We start from the raw sequence: 19,482 nt of genomic DNA on the forward strand, positions 1-19,482 counted from the left end.
GACGCATGCTTTGCACTTGATACCTGCACGGAACGCCATGTCATGAGCACACCGGATCTGAACCTGTTGATCACCCTCGACGTGTTGTTGCGCGAAGGCAGCGTCGCCCGCGCCGCGCACATTCTGCGGTTGAGCCCGTCAGCGATGAGCCGCGCCCTGGCCCGGCTGCGCGAAACCACTGGCGATCCGTTGCTGGTGCGCGCCGGCCGAGGTCTGGTGCCGACCCCGCGTGCGCTGGAATTGCGTGAGCGGGTCAGCGCTCTGGTGCAGGAAGCCGAGGCGGTGTTGCGCCCCGCCGAAGTGCTCGATCCCGGCCAGTTGCAGCGCACCTTCACCCTGCGCAACACCGACGGTTTTGTCGAAACCTTCGCCGCCGCGCTGCTCGCGCGCATCGCTGAAGAAGCGCCCGGCGTGCGCCTGCGCTTTGTGCAGAAAGCCGACAAGGACAGCACGCCGTTGCGCGAAGGCCGGGTCGATCTGGAGACCGGCGTGGTCGACGACAGCACCGACCCGACGCTGCACAGCCGCATTCTGTTTGAGGATCACTGGATCGGCGTGGTGCGCGAAGGCCATCCGTTGAGCTCGGGCAAGATCAGCAGCAAACGCTTTGCCGGCGGCCAGCACATTCTGATCTCACGGCGCGGGCGCAGCAGCGGCCCGGTCGACGAAGCGTTGCTCGCCGCAGGTCTGACGCGGGATATCGTCACCTCGTTCGGCGGCTTTTCGGCGGCGCTGACGCTGGTCCGCGAATCGGACCTGATCGCCACGGTTCCGGAGCGTCACACCAGCAAGCTGCGCATGGGCCTGCACAGCTTCGCCCTGCCCTTCAGGATGCCGCCGATCAGCGTGTCGATGCTCTGGCACCCGCGTATGGACGCCGACCCGGCGCACCGCTGGCTGCGCAACTGTGTACGGGAAGTCTGCGTCTAACGCGCATCGCCGCCGGCCGGTTTATAGAACAGGAATTTGCCGACCGCGGCGGTCTTTTTGTACTCCTTGGCCCAGCTCGGATGCACCTGGCGATCATGGAAGTACAGTGCGCCATGGGTGCGATCCGGCAACTGGCGGTTGAGCGCCTTACCGGCGATGTCCTTGGCCAGGGTGTATTCGGCGTCTTCCTTGACCTGATCGGCCTTGCCATCGCACCACCAGGAGAACTGGCAGCTCTTGGTTTCCGAACCTTGCTTGACGACTGCACACACGGTGTCGGGGAAGCCGTCATGGCCGAGGCGGTTCATCACCACGTTGGCCACCGCCTCCATTTCCAGCGTGTCACGGCCTTTGGCTTCCCAGTAGATACTGCGTGCCAGGCAGGTGATCGGATCGTCCAGCGGCGCGGTGCCGGCGGGGTCAACCGCCTGCACTTCAGTGGGGGTGATCGCTTCGGATTTGGGTGCTGGCGCCGCGCTGACTTTGTCGGCGGCCTTTTCTTCCAGCACCTGGGCTTTCTCTTCGGCCTTGGCCTTGATCGGGGTCTGATCGGTGGCGTTCACAACGCCGGCCATAAGGGTTAATGCGAAACAGCCAGCCAACCATTTCAATCCCATGTCAGTTCTTCCGGCAACGCCCGTTCCGGGCAAGGTGTTTCGTGGGGGAGACGCCCGGTTCCCGGGGCCTTCGGAGAGTGTAGACGGCAAATACCGACGTAACGTTCCACAGAAAAAACCGCTCGATGAAGAAAAAGACATTGCACTGACCGGGGGCCTTTCGCGCATCATGAGCGCACTCAGCTCAAGGGAGATTTCCATGCGCTTCATGCCATCCGTCTTGCGTTTTGCCGCGCTGTCCGTGGGCCTGGCTGTGGCCGCCTCGGCCATGGCTGCCGACGAGTCGCAACTGATCGAGTCGATCAATGCCTACCGCAGCCAACCGCAGCGTTGCGGCAGCCAGGCGTCCAGTGAACTGCCACCGCTGTCGGCCGATCCACGGCTGAGACTGCCGGCCGCCGGTGCGGTCGATCTGCAACAGGCCATGGCCAGCGCCAGTTACCCGATGGTCAACGTGCAGGCGATCACCCTCAACGGCCCACGGGATGCAGCGTCGGCGATGAAGGCGATTGAGGAAAGTTTCTGCCAGGTGGTGCTGGACCCGCAGTTCGTCGATGTCGGGGTCAGCCGTGCTGATCGTGACTGGCGTATTGTGCTGGCGCGACCTCTACTGTCGGCGAAGCTCGGCGATGCGCAAAGCGAAGGCCAGAAGTTGCTCGAACAACTCAACGCCGCCCGCGCCCAGCCGCGCCAATGCGGCGGCCAGGCCTTTGCCGCTGCCGGGCCACTGGCGTGGAACGCGAGCCTGGGCACGATCTCCCAGGATCACAGCCGCGACATGGCCAACAACAACTATTTCGACCACAAGGACCGCGACGGCCGCACACCCGGTGACCGCGCCGAACTGGCCGGCTACAGCGGGCAACTGGTCGGCGAAAACATCGCCGCCGGGCAAGACACCGTGCGCAAGGTCGTCGACGGCTGGCTCGCCAGCCCCGGCCACTGCGCTAACCTGATGAACCCGCAATACAAAGAACTCGGCGCCGCCTACGCGACCGATCCAAAGAGCAGCGCCGGGATTTACTGGACCGCGATGTTTGGGGCGCAGTAACTCCCAAAAACACTAGTGTTCCCTGTGGGAGCTGGCTTGCCAGCGATGAGGCCAGCACAGTCAACCATCGATGTCGTCTGACCTATCGCCATCGCTGGCAAGCCAGCTCCCACAATGATTGGCAGTGTTCTCACCTCTTCCAATAACCCCCATCCCCTGTGGGAGTTGGCTTGCCAGCGATGAGGCCTGCACAGTCAACCATCGATGTCGTCTGACCCATCGCCTTCGCTGGCAAGCCAGCTCCCACAATAATTGGCAGTGTTCTCACCTCTTCCAATAACCCCCATCCCCTGTGGGAGCTGGCCTGCCAGCGATGAGGCCTGCACAGTCAACCATCGATGTCGTCTGACCCATCGCCATCGCTGGCAGGCCAGCTCCCACAATGATTGGCAGTGTTCTCACCTCTTCCAATAACCCCCATCCCCTGTGGGCGTTGGCTTGCCAGCGATGAGGCCTGCACAGTCAACCATCGATGTCGTCTGACCCATCGCCTTCGCTGGCAAGCCAGCTCCCACAATAATTGGCAGTGTTCTCACCTCTTCCAATCAGCCCCCAGCTCCCACAGGTTAATCAGTCATCCGAAGGATGGGGAGGCACAAAAAAAACCGGAGCCATGGCTCCGGTTTTTCAGGGTCAGTGGGTTCTCATCCCCGCTGCATACATCGCCAGTTTCAGTACACTCGCCACCACGGCGAGTGACACGACACTGCCGAACCAGATCAGCAACAACCAGCCCAGGCGCTTGTACCAGCGGCTGGTTTTGACCTCACGCGAATCAATGGTAGCCATCGCCAATCCTCACTTTGCCGCGGAATACGTAGTAGCTCCAGAAGGTGTACATCAGGATCACCGGCAGGATGAACAGTGCGCCGATCAGGGCGAACAACTGGCTCGATGGCGGTGACGCCGCGGCCCACAGGCTCACCGATGGCGGGATGATGTTTGGCCAGATGCTCAACGCCAGGCCGATGTAACCGAGCAGCATCAACACCAGAGTGAACACGAACGGCCAGTGGGTGTGACGCTGACGCAAGGTACGCAGCAGCCCGAACAACGCCAGCAGTGCCAGCACCACCAACCCGGCGAACACCATCAAGTGCCCGCTGGTCGACCAGCGAGTGGCCAGCTCCGGGTGCAACTTCAGTGTCCACGCACCAATCACCACCACCATCGCCGTCAGCAACCACGCCAGCGGCCGGGTGAACAGACGCATCCGCGACTCGAGCATGCCTTCGGTCTTGACCAGCAACCAGGTGCTGCCCAGCAGCGCATACGCCACCACCAGACCGACGCCGCACACCAGCGGAAACGGCGCCAGCCAGTCCAGGCCGCCACCGGCAAACTGCCGATTCACCACGGGAATGCCCGACACGTAGGCGCCGATCGCCACACCCTGGGAGAACGTCGCCAGCAGCGAACCGCCGATGAACGCCTTGTCCCACCAGTGACGCTTTTGCGCTGACGACTTGAAGCGAAACTCGAACGCCACGCCACGGAAAATCAGCCCGCAGAGCATCAGGATCAGCGGCAGGTACAGCGCCTCCAGAATCACCCCGTAGGCCAGTGGAAACGCGCCATACAACGCCGCACCACCGAGCACCAGCCAGGTTTCGTTGCCGTCCCACACCGGGGCGACGGTGTTCATCATCACGTCGCGCTCCTGCTCATCCGGGATCAGCGGAAACAGGATCCCCAGGCCCAGATCGAAGCCGTCCATGATCACGTACATCATCACCCCGAAGGCGATGATCACACCCCAGATCAACGAGAGATCGATACCTTGAATACCCATGACTCAATGCTCCTTCATCGGGGCGGTCGCCGCTGAAATAGGCCGGCGCGGGGTCTGCAACTGATCGCCCTCCGGCGGATGTTCGTGATGCGGCTGCGGACCCTTCTTCACCAGTTTCATCATGTAGCCGATGCCCACGGTGAATACCGAGCAGTAGATCACCACGAACAGCAACAGCGAGGTGCTCATCTGCGCCACCGAGTGGTGCGACGCGGCGTCATGGGTGCGCATCAGGCCGTAAACCACCCACGGCTGACGCCCGACTTCGGTAGTGATCCAGCCGGCCAGCAACGCGATCAACCCGCTCGGCCCCATCAGCAATACCAGACGCTGGAAGCCGCGATGCTGATAGAGCTTGCCGCCACGGCGCAGCGCCAGACCGAGCACACCGACAAGGATCATCAACATGCCCAGCCCAGCCATGACGCGGAAGCTCCAGAAGATGATGGTCGAGTTCGGCCGGTCCTCTTTCGGGAAGCTCTTGAGCGCCGGGATCTGCTTGTCGAGGCTGTGAGTCAGGATCAGGCTGCCGAGGTACGGAATCTCCAGCGCATATTTGGTCTTCTCCGCCTGCATGTCGGGGATGCCGAACAGCACCAGCGGCGTCGGGCCGTTGTCGGCGTTTTCCCAATGGCCTTCGATGGCGGCGATTTTTGCCGGTTGATGTTCCAGGGTGTTCAAGCCGTGGGCGTCACCGACCACCGCCTGAATCGGTGCCACGATCAGCGCCATCCACAACGCCATGGAAAACATCCGGCGCACCGGCGCGGTATTGTTGCCGCGCAGCAAATGCCAGGCCGCCGACGAGCCCACGAAGAAGGCCGTGGCGACGAACGCGGCGATCGCCATGTGCGCCAGACGGAACGGAAACGACGGGTTGAACACAATCGCCAGCCAGTCCAGCGGCATCACCCGCCCGTCGACGATTTCGAAGCCCTGCGGCGTCTGCATCCAGCTGTTGGAGGCGAGAATCCAAAAGGTTGAAATCAGCGTGCCGATAGCGACCATCACCGTGGCAAAGAAGTGCAAGCCACGGCCGACGCGGTTCCAGCCGAACAGCATGACCCCGAGGAAACCGGCCTCAAGGAAGAACGCCGTCAGCACCTCATAGGTCAGCAACGGCCCGGTGATGCTACCGGCGAAGTCGGAAAAGCCGCTCCAGTTGGTGCCGAACTGGTACGCCATGACCAGCCCCGAGACCACGCCCATGCCGAAGTTGACGGCAAAGATCTTCGACCAGAAGTGGTAGAGATCGCGGTAGGTGTCGTCACGGGTTTTCAGCCACAGGCCTTCGAGTACCGCGAGGAAACTCGCCAGGCCGATAGTGATCGCCGGGAAGATAATGTGGAACGAAACCGTGAACGCGAATTGAATTCGCGCCAGGTCCAGTGCCTCCATGTTGAGCATGATGATGTCCTCATCCAGGCTGAAAAGCGGCAGCACGTCGCCGGGCCACCGCCAGGCGCGAACGCCTGCAGCCAGTGAAATTGTCAGTGTTTTTATAGGTTGCGGGTCAGGCCAGCGATGACGGGATCAGGTTGCTGACCTTGGCCGCTTCGAGGCGAATCGCGACGAATTTCGAGGTCGGCGTGTAGGTCCGGTCGCCGTAGCTTTCCAGCGGCACCAGCGGATTGGTTTCCGGGTAGTACGCCGCGGCCTGACCGGGCGGAATGTCGTAGGCGATCAGGGTGAAACCGCTGACCCGACGCTCGCGCTCGTCATCCCACAGCGCCACCAGATCGACCTTCTGCCCCGGTTCGAAACCGAGGCGCTGGATATCCTGTTCGTTGGCGAAGATCACGTCGCGCATGCCGTAGACCCCGCGATAACGGTCGTCGAGGCCGTACAGCGTGGTGTTGTACTGGTCGTGGGAGCGCATGGTCTGCAGGATCAGATCCGGCTTGACCGGCAGGTTGCGCACGCCTTCGCTGATCAGGTGTTCCGGCAGCACGCACGGGGTGAACTGGGCTTTGCCCGACTCAGTGTTCCAGACCCGATCCGAGGCGTCGTTGCCGAGGTGGAAGCCACCCGGGGTCAGCAGTTTTTCGTTGAAGTTCTCGAAGCCCGGAATCACATCGCCGATCAGATTGCGAATGCGCCCGTAGTCGCCCACCACCCACTCCCAATCGATTGGATGCTTGCCCAACGTGGCGGCGGCGATTCCGGCAATGATCGCCGGCTCGGATTTCAAGTGCGCCGACTTCGGTTTCAACTGACCGAACGACAAATGCACCATGCTGAAGGTGTCTTCCACGGTCACGCCTTGCGGGCCTTCGGCCTGGATGTCGATGTCGGTGCGACCGAGGCACGGCAGGATCAATGCGTCGCGACCGGTGACCAGATGGCTGCGGTTGAGCTTGGTCGAAATGTGCACGGTCAGGTCGAGTTTGCGCATCGCTTCGTGGGTTCGCGGGGTGTCCGGCGTGGCTTGGGCAAAGTTGCCGCCCAGACCGATAAACACTTTGGCTTCGCCACGCTCCATCGCACCGATCGCCATCACCGTGTTGTGGCCGTGCATGCGCGGCACTTTGAAGTTGAAGCGTTTTTCCAGCGCGTCCATCAGCTCCTTCGGCGCCAGTTCGTTGATGCCCATGGTGCGGTCGCCCTGCACGTTGCTGTGACCACGCACCGGCGACAGACCGGCACCCGGACGGCCAACGTTGCCGCGCAGCAGTTGCAGGTTGATGACCTCCTGCAGGGTCGGCACCGAGTGCACGTGTTGGGTCAGGCCCATGGCCCAGCACATGATCACGCTCTTGGCGCGGCCATACATGCGCGCCGCCAGTTCGATGTCGTGCAACGGCACGCCGGACTGCTCGAGGATGTGCTCCCAGGTCGTGGCGTCGACTTCTGCCAGGTAACTGTCCAGACCCGAGGTGTGCTCGGCGATAAACGCATGGTCGAACACCGGTTCGCCACCGCAGGCCTGGGCTTCACGTTCCCACTGCAGAAGGAATTTGACCATGCCGCGAATCATCGCCATGTCGCCACCCAGGGCCGGGCGGAAGTACGCGGTGTTGGTCGCTTCCCAACCGTTGCTGAGCATCTCGATCGGGTTCTGCGGGTTCTGGAAACGTTCCAGGCCACGCTCTTTCAGCGGGTTGATGCACACCACCTGCGCGCCGCGTTTCACCGCTTCACGCAGCGGTTCGAGCATGCGTGGGTGGTTGGTGCCGGGGTTCTGGCCGATGACGAAAATCGCGTCGGCATGATGCAGATCCTCGTAGACCACGGTGCCCTTGCCCACGCCCAGCGTCTCGCCCATGCTCACCGCACTGGCTTCGTGGCACATGTTCGAGCAGTCAGGAAAGTTGTTGGTGCCATAGGCGCGGACGAACAACTGATAGAGAAACGCCGCTTCGTTGCTGGCCCGGCCCGAGGTATAGAACTCGGCCTCGTGCGGCGATTTCAGACCCTTGAGGTGTTCGGCGATCAGCGCGAACGCGTCTTCCCAGGTGGTTTCCACATAACGGTCGATCCGCGCGTCGTAGCGCATCGGGTGGGTCAGACGGCCCTGATATTCCAGCCAGTAGTCGCTCTGCTCGGCCAGGCTCGATACCGTGTACTTATTGAAGAACGCCGGGTCGACCAAACGCCCGGTGGCCTCCCAGTTCACCGCTTTGGCGCCGTTCTCGCAGAACTTGAGCATGCTCGCACCGGGTGCCTCACCCCAGGCACAGCCCGGGCAGTCGAAGCCGCCGTTCTGGTTGGTCTTGAGCATGGCGCGGATGTTTTTCAGGGCGTTTTCACTGCCCAGCCAGCTTTTGGTCAGGCTGATCACAGCCCCCCAACCGGCAGCGGCACCCTTGTAAGGTTTGTAACGGTCGACTTGTGACATGGGACATCTCCATGACGATGCACACAGGCATGAACCTGATCTTGGTTAAACAGCGACGGCCGACTTTGCACAGCAATAAAGTGGTCGTTTCAGTTGCCGGAGCAAGGATATGAACCGTTACAAAACATTGTCTAATCGCTATTTATGACCACATTATCGAAACCCTCTATCACGGCGAAAAACCCTTTATTTACGGGGCGTTGCGAAACTAAAGCGGTAACTTTCCAGAGAAAATAATTGATCATCGACGCGCTCAATCAAGCAGTCATAAACAGTGATTGGACGAGATCTGAAGTTGCCCATAATCTGCGCTAACCGGTTCCGTCCATGCGGACTTCCCACTTCTGCGAGGCTGTCATGTCAGAGCGTGTCTTGATCGATGGTTACAACCGCCGCGTCGACTATCTGCGCATGTCGGTCACCGACCGCTGCGACTTCCGCTGCGTGTATTGCATGGCCGAGGACATGCAGTTTCTGCCGCGCCAGCAAGTGCTGACGCTGGAGGAGATCTATCAACTGGCGCAGAGCTTCGTGGCGCTGGGCACGCGCAAGATTCGCCTGACCGGCGGCGAGCCGCTGATTCGTCCGGGCGTGGTCAAGCTGTGCGAGCAGATCGCCGCCCTGCCCGGCCTGCGTGAGCTGTGCATGACCACCAATGGCTCGCAGCTGGGCAAACTCGCCGCGCCGTTGTTCGACGCCGGGGTCAAGCGGCTGAACATCAGCCTCGACAGCCTCGACCCGGATCGTTTCAAGCAAATGACCCGCACCGGTGATCTGGCGCAGGTGATCAGCGGCATCGATGCGGCGCGCAAGGCCGGTTTCACCCGAACCAAACTCAACGTGGTGGTGATGCAGGGGCGCAACGATCAGGAGATCAACGATCTGGTGAGCTTTGCCATCGACCGCCAGCTCGACGTCTCCTTCATCGAGGAAATGCCGCTGGGGATCATCAGCGAACACAGCCGCGCCGAGTCGTTTTTCTCCAGCGCCCAGGTGCGCGAAAAAATCGCCGAGCGCTACACCCTGATCGACTCCGCCGAGTCGACCCAGGGCCCGTCGCGCTACTGGCGGCTGGCCGAGGCGCCGGACATTCGTCTGGGCTTTATCTCGCCGCACAGCCACAATTTCTGTGGCACTTGCAACCGCGTGCGACTGACCGTCGAAGGGCGCCTGCTACTGTGTCTGGGTAACGAGCATTCGATGGATCTCAAAGCCGTGCTGCGCGCTCATCCGGGGCAACCAGAGCGGCTGGAGAAGGCCATCATCGAAGCGATGAAACTCAAGCCGTATCGGCACAATTTCGAAGTGAACGACGACGTTCAGGTCGTGCGCTTCATGAACATGACCGGCGGCTGAGCCGCCCTCACCCTGCGTAACCGGGATCGCCCAGCATGATCATCAGACCCAAGGTCAACCAATTCGCCATCCTCTTCACCCTGAAGGGTTCGATCGCCAAACGTATCGCCCTGCGCACCTTGATGGTCACCCTGCTGGCTTCTGCCATCGTGCTGATTGAAATGCTCCACCCGAGCAACTTCACCAAGGTCAACGCCACGCCGTTCACCCTGCTCGGGCTGTCACTGTCGATCTTCATGAATTTTCGCAACAACGCCTGCTACGACCGCTGGTATGAAGCGCGCAAGGCCTGGGGCGATGTGCTGGTGCACATTCGTTCGGTAATTCGCGAAACCCATGTCATCCGAGAATCGGCGCAGCGCAAGCCGTTGCTGCTCAACCTCTGCGGGTTTGCTCATGCGTTGAACGCGCGGTTGCGCCGGGAAAGCGAAGCGGCGGCCAGCAGCAAGTGGATCACCCCGCAACACGATGCGCAGGTGCCGGACTACAGCGGGCGGATTCTGCAGCAGGTCGGCCAGCAATGTTCGGATCTGCATCAAAGCGGTGAACTGAGCGAGTGGCGCTACATGCTGCTGGCCAATCACCTGACCAGCCTGACTCAGGCACAAGCGGTGTGCGAGCGGATCAAAAACACCCCGCTGCCCTTCCCCTACACCTTGCTGCTGCACCGCACGATCTACCTGTTCTGCGTCCTGCTGCCGTTCGCCATGGCCGAACCGCTGGGCTGGCTGACCCCGCTGTTCACGGCGATTGTCAGCTACACGTTCTTTGGTCTGGATGCGATTGCCGATGAACTGGAAGACCCGTTCGGCCGCGACGAAAACGATTTGGCGACCGACTCGCTGGTGCGCACCATCGAGCGTGACATTCTCAGCGAACTGGGCGAAACCGACCTGCCGCCGATGTTGCTGCCGGTGGACTATGTGCTGAGCTGAGCTCGCTCCCTCTGTAGGAGTGAGCCTGCTCGCGATAGCGGTCGCCCAGTCAGTAAAGATGTTGACTGTGCCGCCGTCATCGCGAGCAGGCTCACTCCTACAGGTTCCAGGTACACCCCGCAGAATGGCTGATCATCACAAATCCAAATGTGGGAGCGAGCCTGCTCGCGAAGAGTGCCTGTCAGTCAACATTGATGTTGTATGACACGCCGCCTTCGCGAGCAGGCTCGCTCCCACAGTTTTGATTCGTGTTGGGGTCAGAAGAGTTCACTGAAGGGAATGAAGCGCAGCTCATCCCCGATGTTGTGAGTACTGTTTTCCGGCACCTCAACCAGCCCATCGGCCCAGGTCGCTCCGAGCAAAACGCCGGAACTCTGGTTCGGATACAACACCGCACTGCCCGCCTCCAGCCGCACCCGCAGATACTCTCGACGGCTGCCCGCCTTGCTCCAGGCGAACCCGGCATTCACCGTAAAGCTCAACGGCATGACCTCTTCCACGCCTTGAATGCGCAGCAGATACGGTCGCGCCAGCAGGCCAAAAGTTACCAGCGCCGAGGTCGGATTGCCCGGCAGGCCAATCACCGGCACCGTGCCGAAATGGCCCACGGTCAGCGGTTTGCCAGGCTTGATCGCCAACTTCCACAGCAGCGGTTTGCCGTCCTCGCGCAGCACCTGCCCAAGGCAATCGGCATCGCCGGCAGACACCCCGCCGGTGGTCAGGATCAGGTCAGCCGCCACTTGCAGTTGCTCAAGTTTGAGCCGCGTCTGCGCCGGACGATCCGGCAGGATCCCGGCGTCGATCACCTCGCAGCCCAGTTCCCTCAGCCAGTGGCCGAGCAACACGCGGTTGCTGTTGTAGATGCTGCCGGGACGCAGCGGCAGGCCCGGCTCGACCAGTTCGTCACCGGTGGACAGCAGCGCCACGCGCGGGCGACGCACCACGTGCACCTGTGCCAGCCCCTGCCCGGCGGCGACCGCCAGTTCGAACGGCCCGAGGCGTTTGCCGGCGCGCAGCAGGATGTCGCCGACGCGGTTTTCCTGACCCTGCGCGCGAATGTTCTGCCCCGCCTTCAACGGCTGCAAAAAACGCACGCGGCCGTCCTCCAGCACTTCGACGTTCTCCTGCATCTCGACGCAGGTAGCGCCGGGCGGCAACGGTGCGCCGGTAAAGATCCGCGCGCAGGTGCCGGGCAATAGCGCGTCCGGTGCCAGACCGGCGTAGACCTTCTGCGACACCTTCAGCGGCTGACGATGCAGATCGGCCAGGTTCAAGGCATAACCGTCCATGGCGCTATTCGGCCACGGCGGCAAGTCGAGCGAGGCGACCAGATCACTGGCCAGCACCCGCCCACGTGCCTCGTCGAGCGGCAGAATTTCGCTATCGGCCAGACGTTGCTCATTGGCCATGCCGAGCAACTGGTCGAGGGCGTCCTCGACCGGCATCAACCCTGCCTTGCTCATCCGCGCGGCCCACAGGCAGCGACTGATTTGAGGTGCGGCACAAAGTTGCACGGGCGGTGGCGGTTATCCAGTTGCTCGGCGAGGATACCTTCCCACGCTGTGCGACAGGCACCGGTCGAACCCGGCAGGCAGCACACCAGCGTGCCGTTGGACAGCCCGGCCAGCGCGCGGCTTTGCACGGTCGAGGTGCCGATGTCGAGAATCGAAATGGCGCGGAACAACTCGCCAAACCCGTCGATCTGCTTGTCGAGCAGACAGGCCACCGCTTCCGGCGTGCTGTCGCGCCCGGTGAAACCAGTGCCGCCGGTGATCAGCACCACCTGAATGCTGTCGTCGGCAATCCAGTGCGCGACCTGGGCGCGGATCTTGTACAGGTCATCCTTGAGCAGGTTGCGTTCGCTCAAGGTATGACCGGCCTCCAGCAAGCGGCTGACCAGCAATTGGCCGGACGTGTCGCTCGCATAATCGCGAGTATCGCTGACGGTCAGTACGGCTATGTTCAGGGGGACAAACAGGGCATCCGCTTTCGCACTCATGGGAATCTCCGGCAGTAGTCAATCAGATTGCCGAGCAGCCTAAGTGCCACTTATGAGTACTGTCTAATCACTCTGGCCAACCACATTATCGAGCTGCTCTATCGGCGCCGTTGACCTCGGCCAACGCCTTTGAAACCATGGGCGATAGAGCTGATCGATAGGCTTTTCAATTCTTCCGATTGGACGCAGATACAGGCAGGTGAGATCGTCACACCTCGCGTTTTTCGTGCGCTGCGCGCATCTGCGTCAGTACTCCATTCAATTTCTCAACGAGCAGGTGCCTTCGTGGACATCAAACAACTCAAGTTCCTGATCGCACTGGACGAAACCCGACACTTCGGCCAGGCCGCCGCCCGCTGCCACATCACCCAGCCGACCCTGTCGATGCGCCTGCGCAATCTGGAAGATGAGCTGGATCTGGTGCTGGTCAATCGCGGTCAGCGCTTCGAGGGTTTCACCCAGGCCGGCGAACGGGTACTGGCCTGGGCGCGCACCCTGCTGGCCGCGCATGACGGTCTGTTCGCCGAAGCGGCGGCGTGCCGCGGGCAACTGGTCGGTAGCTTGCGCCTAGGGCTGGTGCCACTGAGCAATTTCAACCCGGTCAATTACATTCAGAGTTTGTCCGGGACCTATCCCGAGCTGAAATTCAGCCTGTCGTCGGGGAGTTCCGACGAGATCATCGCCGGTTTGGGCAACAACCAATTGGATCTGGGCGTGTGCTACCTCGACCACGTCAACCCGAACTATTTCGATTTTTTCGAGATCGGCGAAACCCGCGTCGGTCTGCTTTACGACAACCGTCACTACCATTTCGAAGGCTCGGAAATGAGCTGGGAAGACGCCGCCGAACTGCCGCTGGGGATGATCACCACCGGCATGCATTACCGCAAATCCATCGACCTGAGCTTCCGCAGTCGCGGGCTCAATCCGCAGCCGATCATGGAAAGTGATTCGACCTACCAGTTGCTGCAGGCGATTCACCAGGGTTTCTGCTGCTCGATCATGCCACTGGACAGCGGGCTGGAAGAGCCGATCGAACACCTGTCGTTCATGCAACTGCCGGATGCCAGCGTGCTGGCGCCACTGGGGCTGGTAATGCGCAAGACCGAGCCGCGTTCGGCGATAGCCGAGAAGTGTTTTGCCGAGGCGCGCAAGTTGTTCGGGGTTGAGTTGCCGGTTGCTTGAGTGATCTCTCCAGACATTGATGCTGGCTGTCAGACCGTCTTCGCGAGCAAGCCCGCTCCCACAGGTTAAATGCATTTCAATTGTGGGAGCGGGCTTGCTCGCGAAGAGGACCGCCCAGCGAATACACATTTCGGATATAACAGCGGTGATCGACCCACCCAATCACCAGATCAGAACAAGCGATTGGACGCACTTTCACCACCCCCGTAGCCTGAACCCACTTCAGCGCTTCGGGACTTTTCAAGATGCTCTGCCACGTCGAATCCAACACTGAACCCAACGCCCCCGCCCCTCAACCGTCACAGGTGGCGTTTCGCGAATACCTGCCGCACGCCCTGCTCTCGCACGCCGCCCTGGCTGCGGAAATTGCCTTGGCGATCACCTTCAATGGCCTGAGCCAGGCGGTGATGATGGTCTCGCCCGGCAACCTCGAAGACTTCATCCGGGGCTTCGCCCTGAGCAACGCGATCATCGACAGCGTCGACGAGATCTACGACATCCGCTTGAGCCATTTCGATCAGGCCTGCCAGGCCGATGTGCAGATTTCCAGCCGCGCGTTCTGGGCGCTGAAAGATCATCGTCGGCAGATGGCCGGCACCAGTGGTTGCGGCATCTGTGGCGTCGAGGCGCTGGAGCAGGCGTTGCCGCAACTGCAGATCCTGCAACCCTGCGCCCTGCCGCCGGCCGCGCATTTTGACGGTATCCGCCAACGCATCGAACAGGCTCAGCAACTGGCCCGCAGCAGCGGCGCCCTGCACGCGGCGCTGTACTTCGATGCCAGCGGTGAGGCGCTGTTGTGCCGCGAAGACATTGGCCGGCACAACGCCCTCGACAAGCTGATCGGCGCGATGCAAATCGCTGACGTCGATGCGCGCCAGGGCTTCGTGGTGGTCACCAGCCGTTGCAGCCTGGAGCTGATCCACAAAGCCGTGCGCGCCCGACTTGGCACCCTTGTCAGCCTGTCCGCACCCACCGCGTTGACGGTGCGTTGGGCGCTCAAGCATCGACTCAATCTGATCCACGTGCCGCACCGCAACGCCCCCCGAATCTACAGCCCGATCCAGGAGCTTTTGCCATGAGCAACACCCTCACCCACCTTGATGATCAGGGCCGCGCCAACATGGTCGACGTCAGCGACAAAGCCGCGACTCGCCGCGAAGCCACGGCGCAGGCCTGGGTGCAGATGCGCCCGGAAACGCTGCAGATGATCCAGGCCAACGGTCACCCCAAGGGCGACGTTTTCGCCGTGGCGCGCATCGCCGGAATCCAGGCGGCCAAACGCACCCACGAACTGATCCCGCTGTGCCATGCGCTGCTGCTCAGCTCGATTCACGTTGAACTCAAGGCCTGCGAACCGGACCGCGTGCAGATCACCAGCACCTGCCGCCTCACCGGCCAGACCGGCGTCGAACTCGAAGCCCTGACCGCCGCCAGCGTCGCCGCATTGACGATCTATGACATGTGCAAAGCCGTGGACCGGGCCATGGTCATCGGCGACATCCGCCTGCTGAGCAAACAGGGCGGACGCTCCGGGCATTTTCAATGGGAGAACGCGCAATGATCCTGATCAACTACTTCGCCAGCTACCGTGATCGCCTCAATCTGGGCGGGGAAAAAATCCCCCTGAGCGACGATCTGACCTGTATCGAGGACGTGCGGCAGATGCTCATGGCCCGTGGTGAGGAATGGCGCGAAGTGCTTGGCGCCGGCAACCTGATGTGTGCGTTGAACCAAGAGCTGTGCCAACCGAGCGCGGCCATCGAGGACTTCGACGAGATCGCGTTTTTCCCACCGGTCACCGGGGGCTGAGCATGACGGTTCGAGTTCAGTACAAAAGCTTCGACGTCGGCCAGTTGACCGCCGACCTGCATGCGCGCAATCCGCGGATCGGCGCGGTGGTGAATTTCATCGGCTATGTGCGTGATCTGAACATTGGCCAGAGCGTGAACGAGCTGTTTCTCGAGCACTATCCGGGCATGACCGAAAAGGCCCTCGAACAGATCGCCGACGAGGCGCGCGAGCGCTGGCCGCTGCTGGGTGTGGAGATTGTGCATCGGGTCGGCGCACTGGCGGTGAGCGAGCCGATCGTGTTTGTTGGCGTCAGCAGCAAGCACCGGCACATGGCGTTCGAAGCCTGCGCGTTCATCATGGATGTGCTCAAGACCCGCGCGCCGTTCTGGAAGCGTGAGAGCACAGCGCAGGGTTCGCATTGGGTCGAGGCGCGGGAGAGTGACCAGAATGCGGCGTTGCGCTGGAGTCTGGCGCATGCCTGATCCTGCGAGGGAGCCTGGCGAATCATCGCACCGTCCCGCTGGGGCGCTAAGCGGCCTCAAAAAAGCGGGACTGCTTCGCAGCCCGGCGGGAGCAAGCTCCCTCGCCACAGGTTCAGCTTACCGATAGCACTTTTTCATAAAAGCCTGATTAGATAGCGGCTCCGACAGCATCTACCGCAGGAGCCGCGTTTGAACCCCTCATCTGAAGACCTGCCCAAACCCGCTCCCGTCACCCTGCGCCAGGCCTGGCGCTTCTGGCTCAAGCTCGGCTGCATCGGTTTCGGCGGCCCGGCCGGGCAGATCGCGATCATGCATCAGGAACTGGTCGAGCGCCGGCGCTGGATCTCCGAGCGGCGCTTTCTGCATGCACTCAACTACTGCATGTTGCTGCCCGGCCCCGAGGCCCAGCAACTGGCAACCTACATTGGCTGGCTGTTGCATCGCACCTGGGGCGGGGTGATCGCCGGGGCGCTGTTCGTGCTGCCGTCGCTGTTCATCCTGATTGCGCTGTCGTGGCTGTACATCGCGTTCGGCGATGTACCGGTGGTGGCCGGAATTTTCTATGGAATCAAACCGGCGGTGACCGCGATCGTCTTGCACGCCGCGCACCGTATCGGTTCGCGGGCGCTGAAAAACAGTTGGTTGTGGGCGATCGCCGGGGCGTCATTCGTGGCGATTTTTGCCTTGAATATGCCGTTCCCGCTGATCGTCCTCGGCGCGGCATTGCTCGGCTATTTTGGTGGACGCTTGGCGCCACAGCGCTTCAACAATGGCGGGCAGCGCAGCAGTGCCAAATCCTTCGGCCCGGCGCTGATCGATGACGACACACCGACACCTGAGCATGCGCGATTCAGCCTGCCGAAACTGTGGCGTCTGCTGCTGGTTGGCGCAGCGCTGTGGTGTTTGCCGATGGGCCTGCTGACCGCGCTGTTCGGCTGGGATGGCACCTTCACGCAAATGGGCTGGTTCTTCACCAAGGCCGCGTTGCTGACGTTTGGTGGCGCTTACGCGGTGTTGCCCTACGTCTATCAGGGCGCGGTCGGGCACTACGGCTGGCTGACGCCGACGCAGATGATCGACGGCCTCGCCCTCGGCGAAACCACGCCCGGGCCGCTGATCATGGTGGTAGCGTTTGTCGGTTTCATCGGCGGTTATGTGCAACCGACGTTCGGTGCGGAACATGCATTCGCCGCTGGCGCACTGGCGGCGACGCTGGTGACCTGGTTCACCTTCCTGCCCTCGTTCCTGTTCATCCTCGCCGGCGGACCGCTGGTGGAATCGACCCACAATGAATTGAAATTCACTGCACCGTTGACCGCTATCACCGCGGCGGTGGTCGGGGTGATTCTCAACCTGGCGTGTTTCTTCGCTTATCACGTGTTCTGGCCCAACGGATTTGCCGGGCACGCGGATCTGTTTTCGATCGGACTGGCGCTGCTGGCTGCGTTGGCGCTGTTCCTTTTCAAGCGTGGAGTGATCGAAGTGTTGATCGTTTGCGCCCTTGCCGGGCTGGGCTTTCATCTGATGCGCTGAATCCTGGCCTGCGAATCTCCCGTTTACACGCCCGCGAATTCCCCCTTACTATCCGGGCACACCGGTCGGCGGGCCTGCCCCGCCACCGACGTTTTCCGCCAACGGAAACACGCGTTATGAGCACGTCACCACAACAACCAGAAACGTTGAACGTCTCTCGCTCGCGCGCCCTCTCCCACGGGGGCTGCGTATGAATCGTATCGTCAATCTCCCCATGGCCCTGCGCCGTTCCAAGCTGCGTCACTCCGCACGCCCGCCGGATATCGCCTGCTGATTTCCATCAGTCAGAGAAGATCCATTGTGGTGAGGGGATTCATCCCCGATGGACTGCGCAGCAGTCCCTATCTTTTTGGCCCGCTACGCGCGCCGTCGGGGATAAATCCCCTCACCACAGGTTCAGTGTCACTTCCGACTGCCGGGCATTAGCGAAATACTTTTTTCTTTTTGATATCCCTGCCAGGACACCCACGCCTATTTACCGCGTCGTGTCCGGCCCGATTCTGCGCGCCCATGCGGCGCTATCGTGAGTGATTGACCATGAAATTCGCAGCCATCGAAGACGCACGCCTGTTCCTTGAACAGAACCCCGATATCGACATGATCGAGCTGTTCATCCTCGACGCCAATGGCGTGCCACGGGGAAAGCTGTTGCACCGCGAGGAACTGCTCGCCTTATACGAAAGCGGTCGCCCGCTGCCCAGCACCATCCTTGGCCTGACCGTGCAGGGCGAGGACGTGGAAAACTCCGGGCTGGTGTGGGACGTCGGCGACATCGACTGCCGCGCCTACCCGCTCGAAGGCAGTCTGGTGCGCCTGCCGTGGCGGCAGATTCCGACCGCTGCAGTGCAGGTCAGCATGCACCCGAGCGAGGGAATGCCGGCGAGCATCGCCGACCCGCGTCATCTACTGATCAAGGTGATCGACGGCCTCAAGGCCGAGGGTTATCACCCGGTGATGGCGTGCGAGCTGGAGTTCTATCTGCTCGACGCCAAACGCGATCACAACGGTCGCCCGCAACCGGCGCTGGACGCCGACGGTGGCCGACCGCGACACACCCAGGTCTACGGTTTGCGTGAACTGGAGCAGATCGAACCGTTCCTCGCCGACCTCTACGGCGCCTGCAAACTGCACGGCATTCCGGCGCGCACGGCGATCTCCGAATACGCCCCGGGCCAGGTGGAAATCACCCTCGAACACGGCGACGCGTTGCTCGCGATGGATCAGGCAGTGCGCTACAAACGCCTGGTCAAAGCGGTGGCGCACAAGCACGGCATGCAAGCGACGTTCATGGCCAAGCCGTTCGATGATCTGGCCGGTACCGGCATGCACATGCACGTCAGCCTTGCTGATGGCGAGGGGCGCAATCTGTTTGCCGCTGAGGACCCGGCGGGCACCCCGCTGCTGCGTACGGCGATTGGCGGCATGCTCGCCTCGCTGCGCGATACGTTGCTGCTGTTCTGCCCCAACGCCAACTCCTACCGGCGCTTCCAGGCCAACAGCTACGCGCCATTGGCGCCGACCTGGGGCGTCGACAACCGCACCGTCAGCCTGCGCGTGCCGGGAGGCCCGGCCAACACCCGGCACATCGAACACCGCATCTGCGGCGCCGACGCCAACCCGTATCTGGCGGCGGCAGCGATCCTCGCCGGGATCCATCGCGGGATTCGTGAAAATCTTGATCCGGGCGCGCCGGTCGAGGGCAACGGCTATGCGCAGGCCAAGGAATTGCTGCCGACCGATTGGCTGACGTCGCTGCAGGCGCTGGAAAATTCGGTGTGGGCACGGGATGCCTTGGGGCAGGAATTTCTCGGGGTGTACCTGGCGGTGAAGCGTGCCGAGTACCGGCAGTTCATGGCCGAGGTGGGTGAACAGGATTGGCGCTGGTATCTGACCGAAGCCTGAAGCCTCACCACTAACCCCTGTAGGAGTGAGCCTGCTCGCGATAGCGGTGTGTCATTCAGCAATAATGTGTC

General features: G+C 61.8%; 18 protein-coding genes. 11 read left to right on the forward strand and 7 right to left on the reverse strand.

All coding sequences use genetic code 11. From position 1 onward, the window contains the following. Positions 1 to 42: 42 nt before the first annotated feature. Entirely contained in the window at positions 43 to 930 is an 888-nt protein-coding gene (locus HDC30_RS02940; RefSeq protein ID WP_027611719.1) for a LysR family transcriptional regulator, read from the forward strand. Here HDC30_RS02940 and HDC30_RS02945 read toward each other — a convergent pair. Beyond that, positions 927 to 1,547 (reverse strand): cell wall hydrolase, encoded by a 621-nt coding sequence (locus HDC30_RS02945; RefSeq protein ID WP_183780631.1) that lies wholly within the window; start codon positions 1,545 to 1,547, stop codon positions 927 to 929. The genes HDC30_RS02940 and HDC30_RS02945 overlap by 4 nt on opposite strands. Positions 1,548 to 1,746: 199 nt before the next feature. Between HDC30_RS02945 and HDC30_RS02950 the strand changes: the two genes are divergently transcribed. Then, the gene (locus tag HDC30_RS02950; protein ID WP_098964441.1) at positions 1,747 to 2,598 is read left to right on the forward strand and encodes a CAP domain-containing protein; all 852 of its coding nucleotides are present in this window, start codon (positions 1,747 to 1,749) and stop codon (positions 2,596 to 2,598) included. Between the two features lie 633 nt (positions 2,599 to 3,231). Here HDC30_RS02950 and HDC30_RS02955 read toward each other — a convergent pair. The 4 genes from HDC30_RS02955 to HDC30_RS02970 all read right to left on the reverse strand — a co-directional run bounded on the left by HDC30_RS02955 (position 3,232) and on the right by HDC30_RS02970 (position 8,228). Next, entirely contained in the window at positions 3,232 to 3,387 is a 156-nt protein-coding gene (locus tag HDC30_RS02955; RefSeq protein ID WP_081730198.1) for a DUF2474 family protein, read from the reverse strand. Then, the gene (gene cydB, locus HDC30_RS02960; protein WP_096796447.1) at positions 3,374 to 4,390 is read right to left on the reverse strand and encodes a cytochrome d ubiquinol oxidase subunit II; all 1,017 of its coding nucleotides are present in this window, start codon (positions 4,388 to 4,390) and stop codon (positions 3,374 to 3,376) included. Before cydB ends, HDC30_RS02955 begins: the two co-directional genes overlap by 14 nt. Positions 4,391 to 4,393: 3 nt before the next feature. After that, positions 4,394 to 5,797: a cytochrome ubiquinol oxidase subunit I gene (locus HDC30_RS02965; RefSeq protein WP_183781329.1), complete on the reverse strand. Its 1,404-nt coding sequence runs from the start codon at positions 5,795 to 5,797 to the stop codon at positions 4,394 to 4,396. Positions 5,798 to 5,903: 106 nt separating this feature from the next. Further along, positions 5,904 to 8,228, reverse strand: coding sequence for an FdhF/YdeP family oxidoreductase (locus HDC30_RS02970; protein WP_183780634.1), 2,325 nt, complete (start codon positions 8,226 to 8,228; stop codon positions 5,904 to 5,906). 357 nt (positions 8,229 to 8,585) lie between these two features. Between HDC30_RS02970 and moaA the strand changes: the two genes are divergently transcribed. Together moaA and HDC30_RS02980 are read left to right on the forward strand one after the other, a co-directional pair. Next, a complete protein-coding gene (moaA, locus tag HDC30_RS02975) occupies positions 8,586 to 9,584 on the forward strand; it encodes a GTP 3',8-cyclase MoaA (protein ID WP_183780637.1) in 999 nt (332 codons plus the stop codon). 35 nt (positions 9,585 to 9,619) lie between these two features. Continuing rightward, complete coding sequence (locus HDC30_RS02980) at positions 9,620 to 10,519, forward strand: bestrophin family protein (RefSeq protein ID WP_183780640.1); 900 nt, start codon at positions 9,620 to 9,622, stop codon at positions 10,517 to 10,519. Between the two features lie 257 nt (positions 10,520 to 10,776). On the opposite strand, the gene glp is transcribed toward HDC30_RS02980, so the two are convergent. Together glp and moaB are read right to left on the reverse strand one after the other, a co-directional pair. Beyond that, on the reverse strand, positions 10,777 to 11,982 hold the full coding sequence (glp, locus tag HDC30_RS02985; RefSeq protein ID WP_183780643.1) for a gephyrin-like molybdotransferase Glp: 1,206 nt from the start codon (positions 11,980 to 11,982) through the stop codon (positions 10,777 to 10,779). Further along, positions 11,979 to 12,518 carry a molybdenum cofactor biosynthesis protein B gene (moaB, locus tag HDC30_RS02990; protein ID WP_027611709.1) on the reverse strand — a complete coding sequence of 180 codons (540 nt, stop codon included), beginning with the start codon at positions 12,516 to 12,518 and terminating at the stop codon, positions 11,979 to 11,981. Before moaB ends, glp begins: the two co-directional genes overlap by 4 nt. Before the next feature lie 285 nt (positions 12,519 to 12,803). Between moaB and HDC30_RS02995 the strand changes: the two genes are divergently transcribed. From HDC30_RS02995 to HDC30_RS03025, 7 genes are all read left to right on the forward strand, one after another. Continuing rightward, positions 12,804 to 13,703, forward strand: coding sequence for a LysR family transcriptional regulator (locus tag HDC30_RS02995; RefSeq protein ID WP_027611708.1), 900 nt, complete (start codon positions 12,804 to 12,806; stop codon positions 13,701 to 13,703). A 245-nt stretch (positions 13,704 to 13,948) separates the two neighbouring features. Continuing rightward, entirely contained in the window at positions 13,949 to 14,782 is an 834-nt protein-coding gene (gene fdhD / locus HDC30_RS03000; protein ID WP_183780646.1) for a formate dehydrogenase accessory sulfurtransferase FdhD, read from the forward strand. Then, positions 14,779 to 15,264: a cyclic pyranopterin monophosphate synthase MoaC gene (gene moaC, locus HDC30_RS03005; protein ID WP_047601713.1), complete on the forward strand. Its 486-nt coding sequence runs from the start codon at positions 14,779 to 14,781 to the stop codon at positions 15,262 to 15,264. Before fdhD ends, moaC begins: the two co-directional genes overlap by 4 nt. Continuing rightward, a complete protein-coding gene (locus HDC30_RS03010; protein WP_095136553.1) occupies positions 15,261 to 15,512 on the forward strand; it encodes a MoaD/ThiS family protein in 252 nt (83 codons plus the stop codon). The genes moaC and HDC30_RS03010 overlap by 4 nt, the downstream gene beginning before the upstream one ends. 2 nt (positions 15,513 to 15,514) lie before the next feature. Then, positions 15,515 to 15,976 carry a molybdopterin synthase catalytic subunit MoaE gene (moaE, locus tag HDC30_RS03015; RefSeq protein WP_183780649.1) on the forward strand — a complete coding sequence of 154 codons (462 nt, stop codon included), beginning with the start codon at positions 15,515 to 15,517 and terminating at the stop codon, positions 15,974 to 15,976. A 189-nt stretch (positions 15,977 to 16,165) separates the two neighbouring features. Further along, positions 16,166 to 17,509, forward strand: coding sequence for a chromate efflux transporter (gene chrA / locus HDC30_RS03020; protein WP_183780652.1), 1,344 nt, complete (start codon positions 16,166 to 16,168; stop codon positions 17,507 to 17,509). Between the two features lie 537 nt (positions 17,510 to 18,046). Next, positions 18,047 to 19,411, forward strand: coding sequence for a glutamine synthetase family protein (locus tag HDC30_RS03025; RefSeq protein WP_183780655.1), 1,365 nt, complete (start codon positions 18,047 to 18,049; stop codon positions 19,409 to 19,411). Positions 19,412 to 19,482: the final 71 nt, after the last annotated feature.

Source organism: Pseudomonas sp. JAI115, from assembly GCF_014200835.1.
Lineage (GTDB): Bacteria > Pseudomonadota > Gammaproteobacteria > Pseudomonadales > Pseudomonadaceae > Aquipseudomonas > Aquipseudomonas putida_A.

Bases quoted from the DNA above. Each gene is read 5' to 3' on its own strand.
- moaE (WP_183780649.1), top strand. From the start codon at position 15,515: ATGACGGTTCGAGTTCAGTACAAAAGCTTCGACGTCGGCCAGTTGACC.
- HDC30_RS02945 (WP_183780631.1), bottom strand. From the start codon at position 1,547: ATGGGATTGAAATGGTTGGCTGGCTGTTTCGCATTAACCCTTATGGCC.
- cydB (WP_096796447.1), bottom strand. From the start codon at position 4,390: ATGGGTATTCAAGGTATCGATCTCTCGTTGATCTGGGGTGTGATCATC.
- HDC30_RS03010 (WP_095136553.1), top strand. From the start codon at position 15,261: ATGATCCTGATCAACTACTTCGCCAGCTACCGTGATCGCCTCAATCTG.
- HDC30_RS02980 (WP_183780640.1), top strand. From the start codon at position 9,620: ATGATCATCAGACCCAAGGTCAACCAATTCGCCATCCTCTTCACCCTG.
- HDC30_RS02965 (WP_183781329.1), bottom strand. From the start codon at position 5,797: ATGCTCAACATGGAGGCACTGGACCTGGCGCGAATTCAATTCGCGTTC.
- moaB (WP_027611709.1), bottom strand. From the start codon at position 12,518: ATGAGTGCGAAAGCGGATGCCCTGTTTGTCCCCCTGAACATAGCCGTA.
- HDC30_RS02970 (WP_183780634.1), bottom strand. From the start codon at position 8,228: ATGTCACAAGTCGACCGTTACAAACCTTACAAGGGTGCCGCTGCCGGT.
- fdhD (WP_183780646.1), top strand. From the start codon at position 13,949: ATGCTCTGCCACGTCGAATCCAACACTGAACCCAACGCCCCCGCCCCT.
- moaC (WP_047601713.1), top strand. From the start codon at position 14,779: ATGAGCAACACCCTCACCCACCTTGATGATCAGGGCCGCGCCAACATG.
- HDC30_RS03025 (WP_183780655.1), top strand. From the start codon at position 18,047: ATGAAATTCGCAGCCATCGAAGACGCACGCCTGTTCCTTGAACAGAAC.
- HDC30_RS02950 (WP_098964441.1), top strand. From the start codon at position 1,747: ATGCGCTTCATGCCATCCGTCTTGCGTTTTGCCGCGCTGTCCGTGGGC.
- HDC30_RS02955 (WP_081730198.1), bottom strand. From the start codon at position 3,387: ATGGCTACCATTGATTCGCGTGAGGTCAAAACCAGCCGCTGGTACAAG.
- HDC30_RS02940 (WP_027611719.1), top strand. From the start codon at position 43: ATGAGCACACCGGATCTGAACCTGTTGATCACCCTCGACGTGTTGTTG.
- glp (WP_183780643.1), bottom strand. From the start codon at position 11,982: ATGAGCAAGGCAGGGTTGATGCCGGTCGAGGACGCCCTCGACCAGTTG.
- moaA (WP_183780637.1), top strand. From the start codon at position 8,586: ATGTCAGAGCGTGTCTTGATCGATGGTTACAACCGCCGCGTCGACTAT.